We start from the raw sequence: 14,139 nt of genomic DNA on the forward strand, positions 1-14,139 counted from the left end.
GGAGATCCAGACCGCTATGGCATTGCAGTTCCATCCTCTGGGGTCCAACCTGGGCGCAGCTTCAATTTACGAAGGAAGTCCGAAATGGCGGTGCGCTTTGAGCGAGGATCGTGTTTTTGCGGAGCGATCGTAGCGGAATTGGAGGGTGAACCCTTCTGGATCAATTACGATCATGACGATGACTGCAGAAAGGCGATAGGCGGCCCCCTCACAGTTTGGATCGGGTACCCGAAAGACAAAGTTGCGTTCACCAACAAGGGGCCAAGAACCTTCAGTAAGACACCTGGCACCGAACGAGGGTTTTGCCCGGATTGCGGATCATCCATAAGTTACGTCGATGCGGGGCTCAGAAACGAGATTTGGATAACAATTGGGTTTATGGATCATCCTGAGCGCTTTACGCCTGTCGCGCATGGCTACTGGCGCATGAAATTACCCTGGGTAGATTTTGCCGACGCCCTTCCCCGATTTCCAAGTTATACCCGAGAACGGGATGTCGCGATCGGCTACCCTGACAAACGCAAGGTAGAAGACAAAAAAGACTGAGCTGAAAGTGTCTCATAGAGGGTGCTTAAATCGTACGCTCACTAAAAAGTGGATTTAGCAGTCTCACCTATCAGGGCGGCAGCCGACAATGGCTGTGAGAGGCTTTCGAAGCTGGGCTTGGCTAGCACATAGCCCTGGATAAGCCGAACTCCCAACTCCTGCAGGACCGAAAGTTCCCCGACGGTTTCGACACCTTCACAAATCGGTTGGATCCCAAGATCTTGAAGCATGTGCAACGTGTGCTTGACAATGGTTCGTCGTACCCCGTCCGTGTCGATCCCCCTGATCATGTTCATATCGAGCTTGACGATATCGGGCTGGAAATGCGTTAGAAGGCCCAGCCCAGCATGGCCGGCGCCAAAATCATCCAAGGCGGTTTTAAAGCCCGTGTCCTTGTAAGTGCTTAAGATATTGAGTACATGTGCCGTGTCCAACTGCTCATTTTCGGTAAATTCGAAGATGATGTTTTTGAGGGGAAACCCGGTTTTCACGGCCGTTGCGAGCGTGAGTCGGATGCATGCCCGAGGTTCGTAGACAGCGTTGGGCATAAAATTGATCGAAAGGCAGGTGTCCTGGTCTGCAGGGAAAAGGACGGCGGCTAACTCGATCGCCTTGACCCGGCATTGCTGGTCGAAAGCATAGCGGTTGGCGAGCTCTACCTTCGAAAGCACGGATCCGGCGCCTTCACCTTGAGGCCCACGTACCAGCGCTTCATGCGCGAAAACCTTGGAGCTCGTGATATCGACAATCGGCTGGAAAGCCATTGAGAAGGGCAAGTCAAAATCCGCCCCGTCACGGCAGCCACTACATCCTTGAGCCATCAGTCATTTCCTTGAAATCGAGTTGGGACCGTTGCGCGATCTGCACGCTTGCCGGCATTACCGACGTTTCAGGGCTTCGCACGAGCCCAGGCTGAATCGATTTTGCCTGCGGCTGGTTGCCAATCCATTGATGAGGGCTGGCTTTTGCCTATCAAGCGTGAGGCTTGGGAATGTCCTCTACAGTGAGGCGGACCTCAATTAGCGGCTGCAGATGTTCGTCCAGGACTTCAACAGACATCATGTTGATTGAGCTGTGAGGCAGGCCGTCGCCAGCCATTTCTCCCAGTATGATGCGCGCTTCGGCAATTGCTGCGGCCTCATCTGGAAGGTCGACAGCGGTTTCGTGGACCTCTCGTCCACCGTTCTGCTCCAACGTTCGGAAATAGTAATTTGGCATGCATTTGCTCCTTGATGGCGAGATCCGGAGCGAAACAAGTACAAAGCTCGACTGCCGCTACGTTGGCCATAGGGTGAAAGCGCAAAACTCTAAGTTCTTCATGCTTGTTGCGTCCACTTGACATCGCTCCGGACGCTCGGGACAAAAACCTTAAACCCTTGAAAAGGTTCCTGCACTGATGAGCTGGGAATTCCGCCGGAGCCGCCGTCGCGGATCACGTCAGGCAGGGGCTCATGACGGCGGCGCAATGCCCTGTAACCGCCAGGCGCCGCAGCCGGGGCTTGCGCGGGCGGCTACCCCTGCGACAAATCTCGGTCGAGACGGCGGTTTCGGCGGAATTTCCATGGTGAGCGCGGAGCGCTAACTGGCACAGAGCCTTGCGACGATCTCATCGGCGTCCATGACGCCGCCGGCAGCTATATTGGTCGCGCGTTGCAAGACTCTGCGGCCATCTTCGCTTTTGAGGTCAATATCGAGCCGGTTGCACGTTTCAATCGCGGCCTGAAGAATGCTGTCGATTTCCTTGTCCCTATAAGAAAGAAGATTGAAAAGCATACAACCTCCCTGGGCGCGAAGCGAATTTTCGCTGGCTGAGTTAATCGGGATAGAGACATTGTCGGTAGGTAGGGCCGCCGCTCCTCGTCAGCGACGGCCCTAAGCCGGTCGGTCCGCCGCCGGGTTATGGGCTGTAAGATATACCTGAAACAGCATTTATCAAGGTATCGCTGGATTCCTTAAAAGACAGCTGCCTGCGGTGAGATTGCGGGGCAGTCAGCGGAACTGAACCCGGGCAGCGACGTTCTAGTGGGCATCACAATCTTGGGAGCTGCATGCATAGGATTTCCCCGATGAGCACCGTTTCCGTCACCCCTGCTCCACTTGAGCAGCCTTCAACCGCGGCATTTCACAAAATTTCCTGGGGCGCTGTCTTTGCCGGCGCCGTTATCGCGCTGACAGCGCATTTTCTGTTGAATTTACTGGGTATCGGCATTGGTGCGGCAGTCCTTGATCCTATGACCAACGACAATCCAGACGCGAGCACGTTTTCAATCGGCAGCGCGATTTGGTTCATTCTGACCGGTATTATCGCTTCATTCGCAGGCGGTTACATTGCCAGCCGTCTTTCAGGTCGCCCGTCTACGTCCACCGGTGCACTGCATGGGCTTACGTCCTGGGCTGTCACCACCCTTTTTCTTCTTTACCTGCTCGGTACTTCGGTAGGCGCTCTCGTTGGCGGCGTCTACAGCGGTCTTTCGGGCTTGGTAGCGGGCGCAGGTCAGACTGCGGCCACCGTTGCGACGGCAGCTGCACCATCCATCGCTACGGCGACCGATCCCATGGCTTCCATTGAGCAGCAGGTTCGCGAGACAAGCGGAAGCGATCCGGAGTCGCTCCGAAATGCCGCTGTTGCTGCGGTTCGCGGCGTGATGACCGGCGATCCGGCCCAGGCTGATAATGCACGCACGCAGGCAGCCGAAGCGTTGGCTCGCGCACAGAACATTCCTGTCGAGCAGGCCCGCAGTCAGGTTCAGCTGTATGAAGCGCAATATCGCCAGGCTGTGGAAAGCGCCAAGCAAACTGCGGTTCAGGCAGCAGATACGGCAACATCTGTCATCTCGATTGCCGCGATCATCGCCTTCATCTCGCTGGCTGTGGGAGCGGCCGCAGCGTGGATCGGCGGTGCGGTCGGCACCAAGCACGGCATTGAATTGGATGACATCGCCTAACCCGGGTTTTGTCATCTTCTACCTCTCAACCCCAGCCATAGGAGTCTAAAATGGCCGAGAAGACCCTGCAGGACCTGTTCCTGGATACCCTCAAGGACATTTACTACGCGGAACGCCAGATCGTCAAAGCCTTGCCGAAGATGGCGCGGGCGACCCAGTCCGCGGATCTGAAAGCCGCCTTCCAGAAGCACAAGGAAGAAACCGAAGGTCAGATCGAGCGTCTGCAGCAGGTATTTGAACTGCTCGGTAAGCCTGCGCGTGGCAAGACCTGCGACGCCATCGTCGGAATTCTGGCGGAAGGCGAGGAAATCATGGAAGAATACAAGGGTTCGGAAGCCCTTGACGCTGGCCTGATTTCTTCGGCTCAGGCCGTCGAGCATTATGAAATCACCCGCTACGGCACTCTCAAGGCATGGGCCGGCCGGTTGGGCCTGAACGAAGCTGCGCAGCTTCTGGACGCCACGCTGCAGGAGGAATCCGCTACCGACGAAGCGTTGACGGGACTTGCCGAAGCATCCGCCAACAGCAAAGGCACTAAGGGAAAGACCAAAGCTGCTTGAGATCGCAGACGGCGGCGTGTCAGCGCCGCCGTCATCCATTCTGTTTGTCTGCTATGGATGTGCGATGACTGAATATGTGCGGTGAAGAGATGAGGAGGGTGCCATAGATAGGAAAAATCAGAGCGAGCGCGCTCAGGAGCCGGCCACTTGTACCGACGCCCTGACTCATCTCAAAGCTTTTGCGCGGGAGCACGATCGAAAACTGCTGCGGGAAAAAATTCTTATCACGGCCAAAGAATCAGAAAGAAATGACGAGAAGTAAGACTACGTTCTCAAGCGGGCCGCCCGCCGCCGTAAACACCGCATACCGTCAGAAATGGCAGCAACGGCGCGCTCAAGCAGCATAGGCTTGAAGTGGAGCATAGGTCATGCAGGTTGGCACTTTCGTGTGCCAGACTAGCGCCAGTGGCAATGACTCTTCTACCATGGCCGCATTTTTGTGGGTCACCGTAAAAACTTCGGAATACTTTCCTCGCCCGACACACCATCGTCTTCGCTCCCCCAATCACTAATCGCTTTTACGAGCTCCACCAAAGCCTGACGAAGGGTAGGGGAGGAAACGCGACAAAAATGATTGTTCAGCTCCTGTATTTGTGGCGAACTTAACAAAGGGATGAGTTTTTGCCGCTCGGCATCATGACGATGATCTTCAAAAAAATAAGATATAGGCACATGCAGGATGTCCGCCGCTTGTTGGAGGCGCCCGGCCCCAATCCGATTGACGCCCCTCTCATATTTCTGCAGTTGTTGGAAACTGACACCCAAACCAGCTGCCAGTTCAGTCTGTGTGAGACCCATAAGCTTTCGGCATTGCCGAAGCTGCCGCCCGACAATCAAGTCTAAATCTTCTATATGCTTCATGTGTCCCTCCGCCGGTATAGCCTTCGAACAACCCGCTTTAGGTGAGCATATGCCACGGCTGCCGTCATTCTTTTTACATTAAATTTGATCAGATCCGCAGGCTGGTTGATGTTGTTTGTCGTTTGGAAAGCTAGCATTGAAACAAAGTCTTAAGCGTATGCCTTTGTCCCAAATTAAGTCAGGAGCGGTACTGCTCATAAAGATCAATGAGTTGCGTATCGGAGTACCTGGATGGTTCGCTCGTTTCTGAAAAGTCGCCATGGTAATTTCGGCATCATCACGGCGCTCCTCGCGACGCCTTTGTGCGGCGTTGTCGGCCTGGCGATCGATATATCGGTTGCTCTTCAAGAGCGGGAAAACCTGTTGAACGCAGCGGACGCGGCGGCCGTCGGTGCCATCTCCGAGAAATCCAAAGGTGTCGCCAAGGCCCGCACGATGGGTGGCAACGGCAGTGTCCAGGAAGCGATCGACGAGGCCCACGATCTCTTCCTTGCGCAAACCGGCAGCAGCGGCACTACGGATCAGGTCGACCCATATTCGAGCGTCACTCCCCTGCACCTCGACATTGACGTTCACAGGACCGGACAAAATCTCAACTCGGAAGTCCGGTTCGAAAAAGGGATCCCGACCACCTTTCTCCAACTGTTTGGCAAAAAAGAAGTGGTGATCTCAGGCAAAGCCAAAGCCACCTATCAGCTTGGCGCCCACATTGATTTCTACGTGTTGCTGGACAACACGCCGTCTATGGGTGTTGGGGCTACGGCTGCCGACATTGCCATGATGGAGAAAAACACCAAGGACACCTGCGCGTTCGCGTGTCACGAGGTTCAGAACGTCAACAACTACTATAATCTGGCCAAAAGCCTGGGCGTCAGCATGCGCATTGATATCGTACGCAAAGCAACCCAGGAGCTGACCAAAACGGCCAAGGCCACCATGTTGTTTGCCAATCAGTACCGCATGGGGGTGTATACTTTTGGAGCAAAAGCCGAAGATGTGAAGCTGACGGCCGCTGCGACATTGAGTGGGGATATGGATACGGTTCGTTCCTATGCGGAAGCGGTGGATTTGATGACCATTCCCAAGCAGGGCTACAACAACGATCAGCAAACGAGTTTCGATAATGCCCTGACGGAGATCAACAAGCTCATCGATGCCCCTGGCAGCGGCGACACGACCAATGAGCGGCAGAAAATTCTATTCTTTGTATCGGACGGAGTAGGTGACAGTTACAAGCCATCAAAGTGCACCAAGAAAACGACCGGCGGACGTTGTCAGGAGCCGATCGATACGAGCTATTGCAAGCTGGTAAAGGACCGGCACATCAAGATCGCCGTTCTGTATACTACCTATCTGCCGCTCCCCAAGAACAGCTGGTATAACAGCTGGATCAAACCGTTCCAGAGCGAGATCTCTGCAAAAATTCAGGAGTGCGCGTCACCGGGCTTGTTCTTTGAGGTGTCTCCCACGGAAGGGATAACAGAAGCGATGCAGGCGCTGTTTCTGAAAGTTATCAATCAGCCCCGGCTGACGCAGTAGGGCCCAGGGCTTCAACCCAATCCAGGCGTTGGAACACTGGTTGGCTCGGCGACGCCGCTTTCAGCGTCTTCACGCGCATGAGCATATCGAGATCGACCCGGCCGGGACCGGAGAGCTTGAAGAGGCGGGTCGCTTCAGGTTCAGGAAGATTGTAGGCTTCTGCGAATTCCTCAAGCGAGTATTGAGGTCCGCGCAGTCTCCGCTTTGCAAAAATGATGTCGTTCGTCATTCATGCCCCCAATGGAAAAGATGGTGATGCAAGCCGGATGGGATAGGAGCTCGCCTGCCGTTTCGTTGGCCACAGGAAGAAAGCGGAAAAATCCCTGTGTTCTCCATGCCATCGTGTCCGCTTGACACGACTTGCATCGCCCTCAAAACGTCGTTTGCGGCAAACGGTTCCGAAGCGTTTGAGACCAACGTTGGGTATTGCGCGGAACATTCGTGACCGAAGCTTGAACAAATCGGAATGCAGGGCCACCGCCTTTAAAAATTGATGATTTTCAATTAATTATGTTAATGCGGTTTAAAAAAGTTAGTGATTTCTCTATGGGCCACTCCATTGACGAGCACTGATAAGTGCAGTGGAGTAAGGCCTGCCGTCATTAGGCGGCTGGCGCGAAGCGGGCCGTTTTGGGAGGGGCGGCCCGCTATCATTTCGTGGATCCTGAACGACGTAGGTCTCAACTCGTGGGAGCGGTTATGACCCTTTACTATTTTCGGACCCTTGAGAGAAACGAGCACGCGTTCTTAACTGAGACCGTTCTTGATATGCCGGATGACGAGACTGCGCTCAAAGAAGCTCGCGCAGCCTTGTTTGACATGGCAAGGGAGCGTTTGCGCGATCCGTCATTCTGGCTCCTCCAAGTCGAGCTCCTTGATGCAAACCTCGAAAGTGTGACAACGATGAAGCTCACCAGGGAAGAGGACCCGGTCCGAAAACCATGAATTGATTATCTTGAAGCGTCCGGCGGATTTTCGTAAAAAAACGGACCCAGCAACAGATTTTGCTTTTGTAATGACGAATTCAAAAGACCAGCCGAACACATTTGCATACGAACCCTCTTCCCTCCTCGCGGCCATCGTTTGAATCTTCCGACGACGCCATCGTCAGCAAAAGTCTTGAGGAGATTATCACCAGTTGGAACCGCGGCGCTGAGCGGATTTTCGGCTACTCTGCGATCGAGGTGATTGGCCAGCCCATAACCATATTAATACCGCCGGAGCGTCTGGATGAAGAGCCGGCAATCCTCGCCCGCGTCCAGTCTGGCGAGCGCGTCGATCATTTCGAGACCGTTCGTCGCCGCAAAGACGGTCAACTTATCGATATCTCCCTCACGATTTCGCCCATCCGGACTCCGGGCGGAATTATCGTAGGGGCTTCCAAGATTGCGCGTGACATCTCTGAGCGGCAGCGTGGACAAGAGCAACAATCCTTGCTCCTCCACGAGATGAATTATCGGATCAAAAACCTGTTTGCACTTACTGGTGGACTACTGTCCCTCGCGGCCCGCGAAGCAGAAACTCCAGGGGATCTGGTTAAGTTGATGCGTGAGCGGCTAGTGGCTTTGGCCCGGGCTCACGATCTCACCCTGAGAAGCCACGAGGCGGATCCCGCTGCTGCAGGAACGATATCTCTTTTCGCATTGCTGGACGCCATGCCCGCACCCCATAAAACAGGAAATCTCGGATCACCATGGCGGGCGATGATGTCGAGTTTGCTGCACCGCATGTGACGAGCCTGGCGCTCTTGTTTCACGAATTTACCACCAACGCAGCCAAGTACGGCGCATTACAGACCGAAGAAGGTTTCATCGAGATCAGCACCCGGCCGCCGTGTGGACTGAACGGGGCGGCCCGCCCGTCCAATCACCCTCCCTGTCGCGTGGGTTTGGCAGCAAGCTCGAAACTACCCTTAAAACCAGCTTAGGTGCGACCATTATGCGGGAATGGCGTCCTGAGGGCCTCGTCATCACTGTTGTCTTCCCACGCTCGCTTTGTCATTCTGGGGAAGCCAGCTAAACTTCGTGATCGTTATTATCTGCACATTGCAGATCAAACGCCAACGAGACCTCCAGGCCTTCTGGAAGGTAATGTGAGATAACCTGCGCGTTGGCGGCAGTTGGAAATGCCCGTCGGATGAGCCTCGAGCCGAAGCCTTCTTTTTCGGGAGGTAGGACGGGAGGACCGTCGTGTTCACGCCATAAAAGGCTCACACGTCGTGTGTCACAGCTCCAGTTGATCGATATCAACCCCTGCTCATCCCGGAGGGCTCCGTATTTGACAGCATTCGTTGACAGCTCATGGATAACCAGAGAAAGAGCCAGGGCGATATCGGGATCGACCCGGCATTCCGGCCCGTTGATCGTTACGCGGTCAGCAACGACTGGCAGATGGGGCCGAAGGGTGCGCTCGACAATCGCCCTGATATCAGCACTTTGGTGTTCAGCGGCAAAGAGCAGGTCATAGGCGCTTCCTAAAGAGGCAAGGCGTTGAATGAACGAGTTGACCTGCAGCGGATAATTCTTGAACGTCTGCCGGGCGATCGCGCTGACAAGCGCCAGGGTATTTTTGACACGATGGGTCAGTTCCCGAGCGAGCAGGCTTCGTCGTTCTTCGGCAGCTTCCAGAACAAGCCGGCGTCGCTCGAGCTCGTCGAGAAGGGTATCAACGGATCCGCCGACAAGGCCGAGTTCTCCAAAATTCCCGGCCATGTTGGTTCTGACCGCTGTATCGCCTTGACGCCATTTCTCCATGACATCGACAATATGAGCTATCGGCCTCAGAATGAACCGGCTTCCGACAAGGGTCGCTGCGACGAAGGCCAACACAGCGCCCAGACTTAACATAATTACGGCGGTGATAGTCAGGCGGTTGACCTCGGCAAAGGCTTCCTGCTGTGAGAACCCGGCGCTGATGTAAAGCTGGTTGGTTGCCGATATTGGAACGTAGCCCAGGATCCGTTCGGTGCCATCCTGACTTTTGACTTCCATGGTTCCGGGCTTATCGGAGGTAATCAAATGCTGGTAAGGATCCGGTATGCGCGTACCGACAAAACGTTCAGGGTAAGGGTTACGGGCCAATATAACGCCGTTATGGTCGGCAATCGTCACCGCCCCGCCGCGTGCAACGCCGCGCTCAATGATCCGCGCCTGAAGCCAATCGAGACGGATACCGGTTGCGATGACGCCCACGAGCTTGTCATCGTTGTATACCGACAGTGCGACAGGAAGGACGGGAACGCCAGTCAACTTGCTGACTGTGTATCCGTCAACAACAAGGTCTTTGGCAGCAAGGCCGTCTTGAACGTAGGAACGATCTGAGAAGTCTGTGCCGGAGGCATTGCCCTGGCTGTCGCATACCAGCTTGCCCTTGGTGTCGATCAATAGGATGGCGCCTGTGGAAGTGAGCCGGGTGGCAACGCGACTCAGGGCTTCGCCGCAGGCCTTTGCGTCCATTTCAACAACTGCGGGAAGCGCCGATACCGCAATCAGCAGGCTACGCGATCCCTCAAGAATGCGCTCGACTTCCGAAGCGGTCATGCGGGCCGCTGCTGCAGCTTCACTATGGATCTCAGCCGAACGCCGTTCGCGACTTGCAAATTCGTTATAGGCCAAAAGCCCGATGGCCGGCAAAAGGGCAGTGGCTGCCACTGCCATCAGTCTTTTTCTCACGCGTCCTGTTCCCCGTCTGGCCCCACCATCCGAACCGACCGGAACTTGGGCTTGACCTACCGGTGAGAGGTCATCCTCAGTCGGGACAATTCGCATGAACCAACAATAGGCATGATCAATATATTTTACGAAAAATCAATTCGATGGATTGAACGCAAAAGGTCACGGTTCATTCGTTCCGATATCGGCGTCCCATTCGAAAGGAAAAACTTTTTGGGTGAAGGCAAATCGAAAAGGATCCGGAACGCATTCGAAGCCGGAGCATTTCGAACGGACTTACTGCGGAACCATTTTCTCGGTCTTTTCGTTTCGGCCACGCAATCGTCTGGAACGACCTGGTGACGCGAATGGACAAAATTCAACGTGTTGAAGAACAGCTTGAAGTGGCCAAACGCCGTGTCAGCGACGGACAAGTCAAAGTTCGCACGAAAACAGAGTTGGACCACGAGACTGTCGAGCAGGATCTCAAACAGGTGACGGCGAGCATTGAACGTATACCGATCGGCCTCGAAGTGGATGAATTCCCCCAGATTCGGACCGAGGGAGATACCACTATTGTACCCATCTGCGAGGAACGCGTCATCGTCGAAAAGCGGCTGGTCCTCGTTGAAGAAATACGGATCAAGCGCGAGATCACGGTTCAGCGTGAGCGCGTCCCGATCAGCCTTCGCAAACAAAAGTTTGTGGTTGAGCGCATTTACCCCAACAGCAAGGAGCACACCCATGACACAGACCTATAGCGATACAACATCCAGCTATGTCTCCGGTAACGCAGCCTCGACGCTGACCGCATTTTTCGACAATCGCTCCGAGGCGGAGGCTGCCATTACCCGCCTTCGCGACGCTGGCATCGCGCAAGCCAACTTGCGCCTGGTCCCCGGCTATGAAGCCGATCGTACAGATGCACCTCCGCCGGAAAGCCGGACAGGGTTCTGGGCGGCGCTGGAAGACTTCTTCTTTCCCGATGAGGATCGCGAGGTTTACAGCGAAGGCCTGCGCCGCGGCGGCTTCCTTGTCACCGTCAGTGGTGTCGATGACGGCTCCTACGAGACTGTCCGGGACATTCTCGACGATGAAGGCAGCATCAACCTTGACGAGCGTGCCGATACCTGGCGGGCGGAGGGATGGAATGGCTCCCATTCGAGCTCGGCCACGACAGGGTCTGACCGAATTGATATCGCCACGCAGGCGGCGCTCCGCAACCAGACCGGCGGCAACGAGGAAACGATCCCGGTCGTGGAGGAAAATCTGCGCGTTGGCAAAAGGGATGTAAATGCCGGCAGCGTCAAGGTCAGGGCCTACACTGTGGAAAATCCCGTAAATGAAAGCCTCACACTCCGTGACGAAAATGTCACCATTGAGAGACGAAATGTCGACCGGCCGCTTACCGACGCGGACCGTGCTTTCGAAGAACGGACAATTTCTGCCGAGGAGCATCACGAGGAAGCCGTGGTGTCGAAGGAAGCCCGGGTCGTTGAAGAAATCGGCATCAAGAAAACCGAAGCCGAACGCACTGAAGAAATCAACGAAACCGTACGCCATACCGAGGTCGAAATCGAAGATAAACGCGGCCTGAGCCAAGGTCAGTCTCAGTTTGGGCAGTCTCAGAGCCAGCGCAGCTAATTTAGCTTGTGAAACGCACCGTCAACCGCGGTGCGTTTCATATTGACTTAGTCGTTCCCTTTGCCATTTCACCCCGTGTTGAAGAATGAGGTGAAGGACATATGGACGAAAGAACTGCGCCAGAGAAAGATTTTCGTCGTATCGGCCACGACATGCGCAATGCCCTGCACTCCATTTCCGCTGGCATGGGCATCATCAGCAAAACCAACACGGATCCAGGCTTGGCCCCTATTATCGATTTGATGGCGGAAGCTGTTGAGAACATGCGTTGCCTCGTCAGCGAACTTAATCCTTCCTCAAACCCCGCTCTTGATAATTAGACCGTCTCACCGTCCTTCGTACATATCCCTGGCAACATCCTTGAGAAGTGAGGTCATGCGACAACGGAGGTCGGCATCGAGAACCTCCACGCCGGCGGCATCGAAGTCGCGACGTAGTCGGGCAAAGACGCCGTCCGGATCGGCGATATCGGCGGTGGTAAGTTCGCGGGCATAAGCCTGTGCGTCGTCCCGGCGCATGGTGGCCGCGGCCCAAAGGCCAATCAGCGCGTTGCGACGCGCCTGCGCCTTGAACATGAATTCCTGATCATAAGCGAACTTGTCCTCAAGCGCGCGGGCACGCTTCAGCAAAGCAGTCATGTTTAATCCCCGTTTAGATCGATTTTATACCCCAGCCGTTTTTCCCCTGGCCGCGAGTAACCTTATAGATCAGGAGTTTTAAAGAACCGGGCAACGGGAAGGGCTAATAAACGGTCAAAACACCTTACACTTGTGTTTTGTATATTTTCGCTTCACGACGTTAGGCTGGCGCAAGTGAAACTGCCGTATGCGAATGTCATGAGATACATCCTCCCTGCTGCGACCTTACTGGCAATTCTGACTCCCGACGACGGGGATCAACAGGCCGTTGCACCCCAAAGTCCCGCAGTTGCCGTAGTGCGATCTAATGCTTCCGTTGATAACCGGGGCGCAGCAGCCTGTTTACACGTTTTCTCCGAGCCTGATCCTTACGCGGCGGCCCTTTTGGATCGTGTCTCTCAAGGTTTTCAACCGGCGCACTGCCATGAGAAAAACGCAGATGTCCAGCCTTCACGGCTGGAGTCGATGTAAAAAGGCTTCGCGTTCGGGGCAAGATCAGGTCGGCTCGGTCACGGCGGTACGGTTACGGCCGCTACGCTTGGCGCGGTAGAGAGCGATATCCGCCTTTTCGCATAACGTATGCAGGCTTTCGAAAGGTTCTGCCATGGCGATTCCGATACTTACCGTGGCGTGGAGGTCCGGTTCGTCGAACCGAGTATTGGCGAGAGCCAGCCGGATCGTCTCGGCGACCTCCCTTGCGGCCGGTGCGGTCAAGTTCTCCAGGAGAACCGCGAATTCCTCTCCCCCTATACGCCCTGCGACATTTCGATCTGACACGCCCAAGCGCAGGATCTCACCAAATTTTTCGATGACACGGTCACCGGTAGCGTGTCCAAAACGGTCGTTGATAAGCTTGAAGTGATCCAGGTCGAAAAGCAGAAATGCCACTTCGTGGCGCCGCTTCTGGCTGCGTTCCAAAGCCAGCTTGGCCCGCTCGTTAAAGCCACGTCGGTTATGCACCTGCGACAGAGGGTCGATTTCGGCGATGGTATTGGCTGCCTCAACTGTATCACGCATGAGTACCATCAAAAGCGTCAAGGCTATCGCGATGAGCAGGATTGCGCTCAAGGACTGCGAGAACAGCGCATATTTGCTGTCCAGGTATTGTGAGGCGGTGGACCCGGAATTCAACCATATAGCCACAACTGATTTTACGATGAAAGAGGCTGCCAAAGCACCGAAGAGGCCGGTCAGGATATGTTCCAGCCCACCATTTGAGCGGGAACTGGCAATGATCATCGCGCACAAGCCCATCGCGACTGCAAACGGTAGCTGGTAAAGCAACTCATAGGGCATCGTATTACGCGCACCACCCCAGATCGCCCCCCGAACGATGAGAGACAGGACGAAGGACGCGATCAGAAGCCAGTTGCTGACCGGCTGTTTATAGTAAACGGACAGACCTTTCGCCATGAAATGAAAGGCCAATGTGAAGCTTGCGAAGTTGGTAGCCGTAAAAACGGCAGGGTAGGGGGTCAGCCAAACCAGCAGTTCGCTGACCGGCGTCAGGATGCCGGTGCCATAGCTCACCGCGAACCAACCTGCATCTCCCTTTGTGTTCCTTCGAATAGAAACCAGGGTGAAGGCTATGGTGAAAAGTGTTGCCACCGCCACATTGACGATGGTCTGGTGCAATGCACTCTCCATTCCCCACCCTATGGCCGCGGTGAGCCGCTTGTTGCCTGTCACTTCATTTAGGTTTGGTTGCAAATATTCACAGGAAGCTATTCGGTTTCAAGCATGTCTCAAACGAACA

The 14,139-nt window shown here is 55.0% G+C and carries 17 protein-coding genes; 9 read left to right on the forward strand and 8 right to left on the reverse strand.

The window, feature by feature from the left end:
- Positions 1-546: GFA family protein (locus tag ACSQ3I_RS26280; protein WP_436003873.1), on the forward strand; the 546-nt coding region annotated here is incomplete at its 5' end.
- 41 nt (positions 547-587) lie between these two features.
- On the opposite strand, the gene ACSQ3I_RS26285 is transcribed toward ACSQ3I_RS26280, so the two are convergent.
- The 3 genes from ACSQ3I_RS26285 to ACSQ3I_RS26295 form a co-directional block, all read right to left on the reverse strand.
- Positions 588-1,367, reverse strand: a complete 780-nt coding sequence (locus ACSQ3I_RS26285) for an EAL domain-containing protein (RefSeq protein ID WP_436003875.1) — start codon at positions 1,365-1,367, stop codon at positions 588-590.
- Positions 1,368-1,518: 151 nt separating this feature from the next.
- Positions 1,519-1,764, reverse strand: a complete 246-nt coding sequence (locus ACSQ3I_RS26290; protein WP_436003877.1) for a DUF6894 family protein — start codon at positions 1,762-1,764, stop codon at positions 1,519-1,521.
- A 360-nt stretch (positions 1,765-2,124) separates the two neighbouring features.
- Positions 2,125-2,319 carry a hypothetical protein gene (locus tag ACSQ3I_RS26295; protein ID WP_436003879.1) on the reverse strand — a complete coding sequence of 65 codons (195 nt, stop codon included), beginning with the start codon at positions 2,317-2,319 and terminating at the stop codon, positions 2,125-2,127.
- 293 nt (positions 2,320-2,612) lie between these two features.
- Here ACSQ3I_RS26295 and ACSQ3I_RS26300 point away from each other — a divergent pair, with 293 nt between their 5' ends.
- Both ACSQ3I_RS26300 and ACSQ3I_RS26305 read left to right on the forward strand, forming a co-directional pair.
- Positions 2,613-3,491, forward strand: a complete 879-nt coding sequence (locus ACSQ3I_RS26300; protein WP_436003881.1) for a PhnA-like protein — start codon at positions 2,613-2,615, stop codon at positions 3,489-3,491.
- A gap of 50 nt (positions 3,492-3,541) precedes the next feature.
- Complete coding sequence (locus ACSQ3I_RS26305) at positions 3,542-4,051, forward strand: ferritin-like domain-containing protein (protein ID WP_436003883.1); 510 nt, start codon at positions 3,542-3,544, stop codon at positions 4,049-4,051.
- A gap of 444 nt (positions 4,052-4,495) precedes the next feature.
- On the opposite strand, the gene ACSQ3I_RS26310 is transcribed toward ACSQ3I_RS26305, so the two are convergent.
- Positions 4,496-4,912 (reverse strand): helix-turn-helix domain-containing protein, encoded by a 417-nt coding sequence (locus ACSQ3I_RS26310; RefSeq protein ID WP_436003885.1) that lies wholly within the window; start codon positions 4,910-4,912, stop codon positions 4,496-4,498.
- Positions 4,913-5,143: 231 nt separating this feature from the next.
- On the opposite strand from ACSQ3I_RS26310, the gene ACSQ3I_RS26315 reads away from it, so the two are divergent.
- The gene (locus ACSQ3I_RS26315) at positions 5,144-6,451 is read left to right on the forward strand and encodes a TadE/TadG family type IV pilus assembly protein (protein WP_436003887.1); all 1,308 of its coding nucleotides are present in this window, start codon (positions 5,144-5,146) and stop codon (positions 6,449-6,451) included.
- Here the strand turns inward: ACSQ3I_RS26315 and ACSQ3I_RS26320 are convergent.
- A complete protein-coding gene (locus ACSQ3I_RS26320; RefSeq protein WP_436003889.1) occupies positions 6,426-6,680 on the reverse strand; it encodes a hypothetical protein in 255 nt (84 codons plus the stop codon). The two genes, ACSQ3I_RS26315 and ACSQ3I_RS26320, sit on opposite strands and share 26 nt — an antisense overlap.
- Before the next feature lie 470 nt (positions 6,681-7,150).
- On the opposite strand from ACSQ3I_RS26320, the gene ACSQ3I_RS26325 reads away from it, so the two are divergent.
- Positions 7,151-7,396 carry a DUF6894 family protein gene (locus tag ACSQ3I_RS26325; RefSeq protein WP_436003891.1) on the forward strand — a complete coding sequence of 82 codons (246 nt, stop codon included), beginning with the start codon at positions 7,151-7,153 and terminating at the stop codon, positions 7,394-7,396.
- 101 nt (positions 7,397-7,497) lie between these two features.
- Positions 7,498-8,184: a PAS domain S-box protein gene (locus ACSQ3I_RS26330; protein WP_436003893.1), complete on the forward strand. Its 687-nt coding sequence runs from the start codon at positions 7,498-7,500 to the stop codon at positions 8,182-8,184.
- A 282-nt stretch (positions 8,185-8,466) separates the two neighbouring features.
- Here ACSQ3I_RS26330 and ACSQ3I_RS26335 read toward each other — a convergent pair whose 3' ends face one another.
- Positions 8,467-10,107, reverse strand: coding sequence for a sensor histidine kinase (locus ACSQ3I_RS26335; RefSeq protein WP_436003895.1), 1,641 nt, complete (start codon positions 10,105-10,107; stop codon positions 8,467-8,469).
- A gap of 362 nt (positions 10,108-10,469) precedes the next feature.
- Between ACSQ3I_RS26335 and ACSQ3I_RS26340 the strand changes: the two genes are divergently transcribed.
- From ACSQ3I_RS26340 to ACSQ3I_RS26350, 3 genes are all read left to right on the forward strand, one after another.
- Positions 10,470-10,862 (forward strand): YsnF/AvaK domain-containing protein, encoded by a 393-nt coding sequence (locus tag ACSQ3I_RS26340; protein WP_436003897.1) that lies wholly within the window; start codon positions 10,470-10,472, stop codon positions 10,860-10,862.
- A complete protein-coding gene (locus tag ACSQ3I_RS26345) occupies positions 10,846-11,745 on the forward strand; it encodes a YsnF/AvaK domain-containing protein (protein WP_436003899.1) in 900 nt (299 codons plus the stop codon). Before ACSQ3I_RS26340 ends, ACSQ3I_RS26345 begins: the two co-directional genes overlap by 17 nt.
- 101 nt (positions 11,746-11,846) lie before the next feature.
- Entirely contained in the window at positions 11,847-12,065 is a 219-nt protein-coding gene (locus ACSQ3I_RS26350; protein WP_436003901.1) for a hypothetical protein, read from the forward strand.
- 6 nt (positions 12,066-12,071) lie between these two features.
- On the opposite strand, the gene ACSQ3I_RS26355 is transcribed toward ACSQ3I_RS26350, so the two are convergent.
- Together ACSQ3I_RS26355 and ACSQ3I_RS26360 are read right to left on the reverse strand one after the other, a co-directional pair.
- On the reverse strand, positions 12,072-12,383 hold the full coding sequence (locus ACSQ3I_RS26355; protein ID WP_436003903.1) for a DUF1476 domain-containing protein: 312 nt from the start codon (positions 12,381-12,383) through the stop codon (positions 12,072-12,074).
- 495 nt (positions 12,384-12,878) lie between these two features.
- Complete coding sequence (locus ACSQ3I_RS26360) at positions 12,879-14,018, reverse strand: GGDEF domain-containing protein (protein ID WP_436003905.1); 1,140 nt, start codon at positions 14,016-14,018, stop codon at positions 12,879-12,881.
- Positions 14,019-14,139 lie beyond the last annotated feature (121 nt).

The sequence above is a fragment of the Rhizobium sp. LjRoot30 genome (assembly GCF_964253915.1).
Classification (GTDB): Bacteria; Pseudomonadota; Alphaproteobacteria; order Rhizobiales; family Rhizobiaceae; genus Metarhizobium.

Bases quoted from the DNA above. Each gene is read 5' to 3' on its own strand.
- ACSQ3I_RS26290 (WP_436003877.1), bottom strand. From the start codon at position 1,764: ATGCCAAATTACTATTTCCGAACGTTGGAGCAGAACGGTGGACGAGAG.
- ACSQ3I_RS26335 (WP_436003895.1), bottom strand. From the start codon at position 10,107: ATGGCAGTGGCAGCCACTGCCCTTTTGCCGGCCATCGGGCTTTTGGCC.
- ACSQ3I_RS26305 (WP_436003883.1), top strand. From the start codon at position 3,542: ATGGCCGAGAAGACCCTGCAGGACCTGTTCCTGGATACCCTCAAGGAC.
- ACSQ3I_RS26285 (WP_436003875.1), bottom strand. From the start codon at position 1,367: ATGGCTCAAGGATGTAGTGGCTGCCGTGACGGGGCGGATTTTGACTTG.
- ACSQ3I_RS26345 (WP_436003899.1), top strand. From the start codon at position 10,846: ATGACACAGACCTATAGCGATACAACATCCAGCTATGTCTCCGGTAAC.
- ACSQ3I_RS26325 (WP_436003891.1), top strand. From the start codon at position 7,151: ATGACCCTTTACTATTTTCGGACCCTTGAGAGAAACGAGCACGCGTTC.
- ACSQ3I_RS26340 (WP_436003897.1), top strand. From the start codon at position 10,470: ATGGACAAAATTCAACGTGTTGAAGAACAGCTTGAAGTGGCCAAACGC.
- ACSQ3I_RS26295 (WP_436003879.1), bottom strand. From the start codon at position 2,319: ATGCTTTTCAATCTTCTTTCTTATAGGGACAAGGAAATCGACAGCATT.
- ACSQ3I_RS26310 (WP_436003885.1), bottom strand. From the start codon at position 4,912: ATGAAGCATATAGAAGATTTAGACTTGATTGTCGGGCGGCAGCTTCGG.
- ACSQ3I_RS26350 (WP_436003901.1), top strand. From the start codon at position 11,847: ATGGACGAAAGAACTGCGCCAGAGAAAGATTTTCGTCGTATCGGCCAC.
- ACSQ3I_RS26355 (WP_436003903.1), bottom strand. From the start codon at position 12,383: ATGACTGCTTTGCTGAAGCGTGCCCGCGCGCTTGAGGACAAGTTCGCT.
- ACSQ3I_RS26300 (WP_436003881.1), top strand. From the start codon at position 2,613: ATGAGCACCGTTTCCGTCACCCCTGCTCCACTTGAGCAGCCTTCAACC.
- ACSQ3I_RS26315 (WP_436003887.1), top strand. From the start codon at position 5,144: ATGGTTCGCTCGTTTCTGAAAAGTCGCCATGGTAATTTCGGCATCATC.
- ACSQ3I_RS26320 (WP_436003889.1), bottom strand. From the start codon at position 6,680: ATGACGAACGACATCATTTTTGCAAAGCGGAGACTGCGCGGACCTCAA.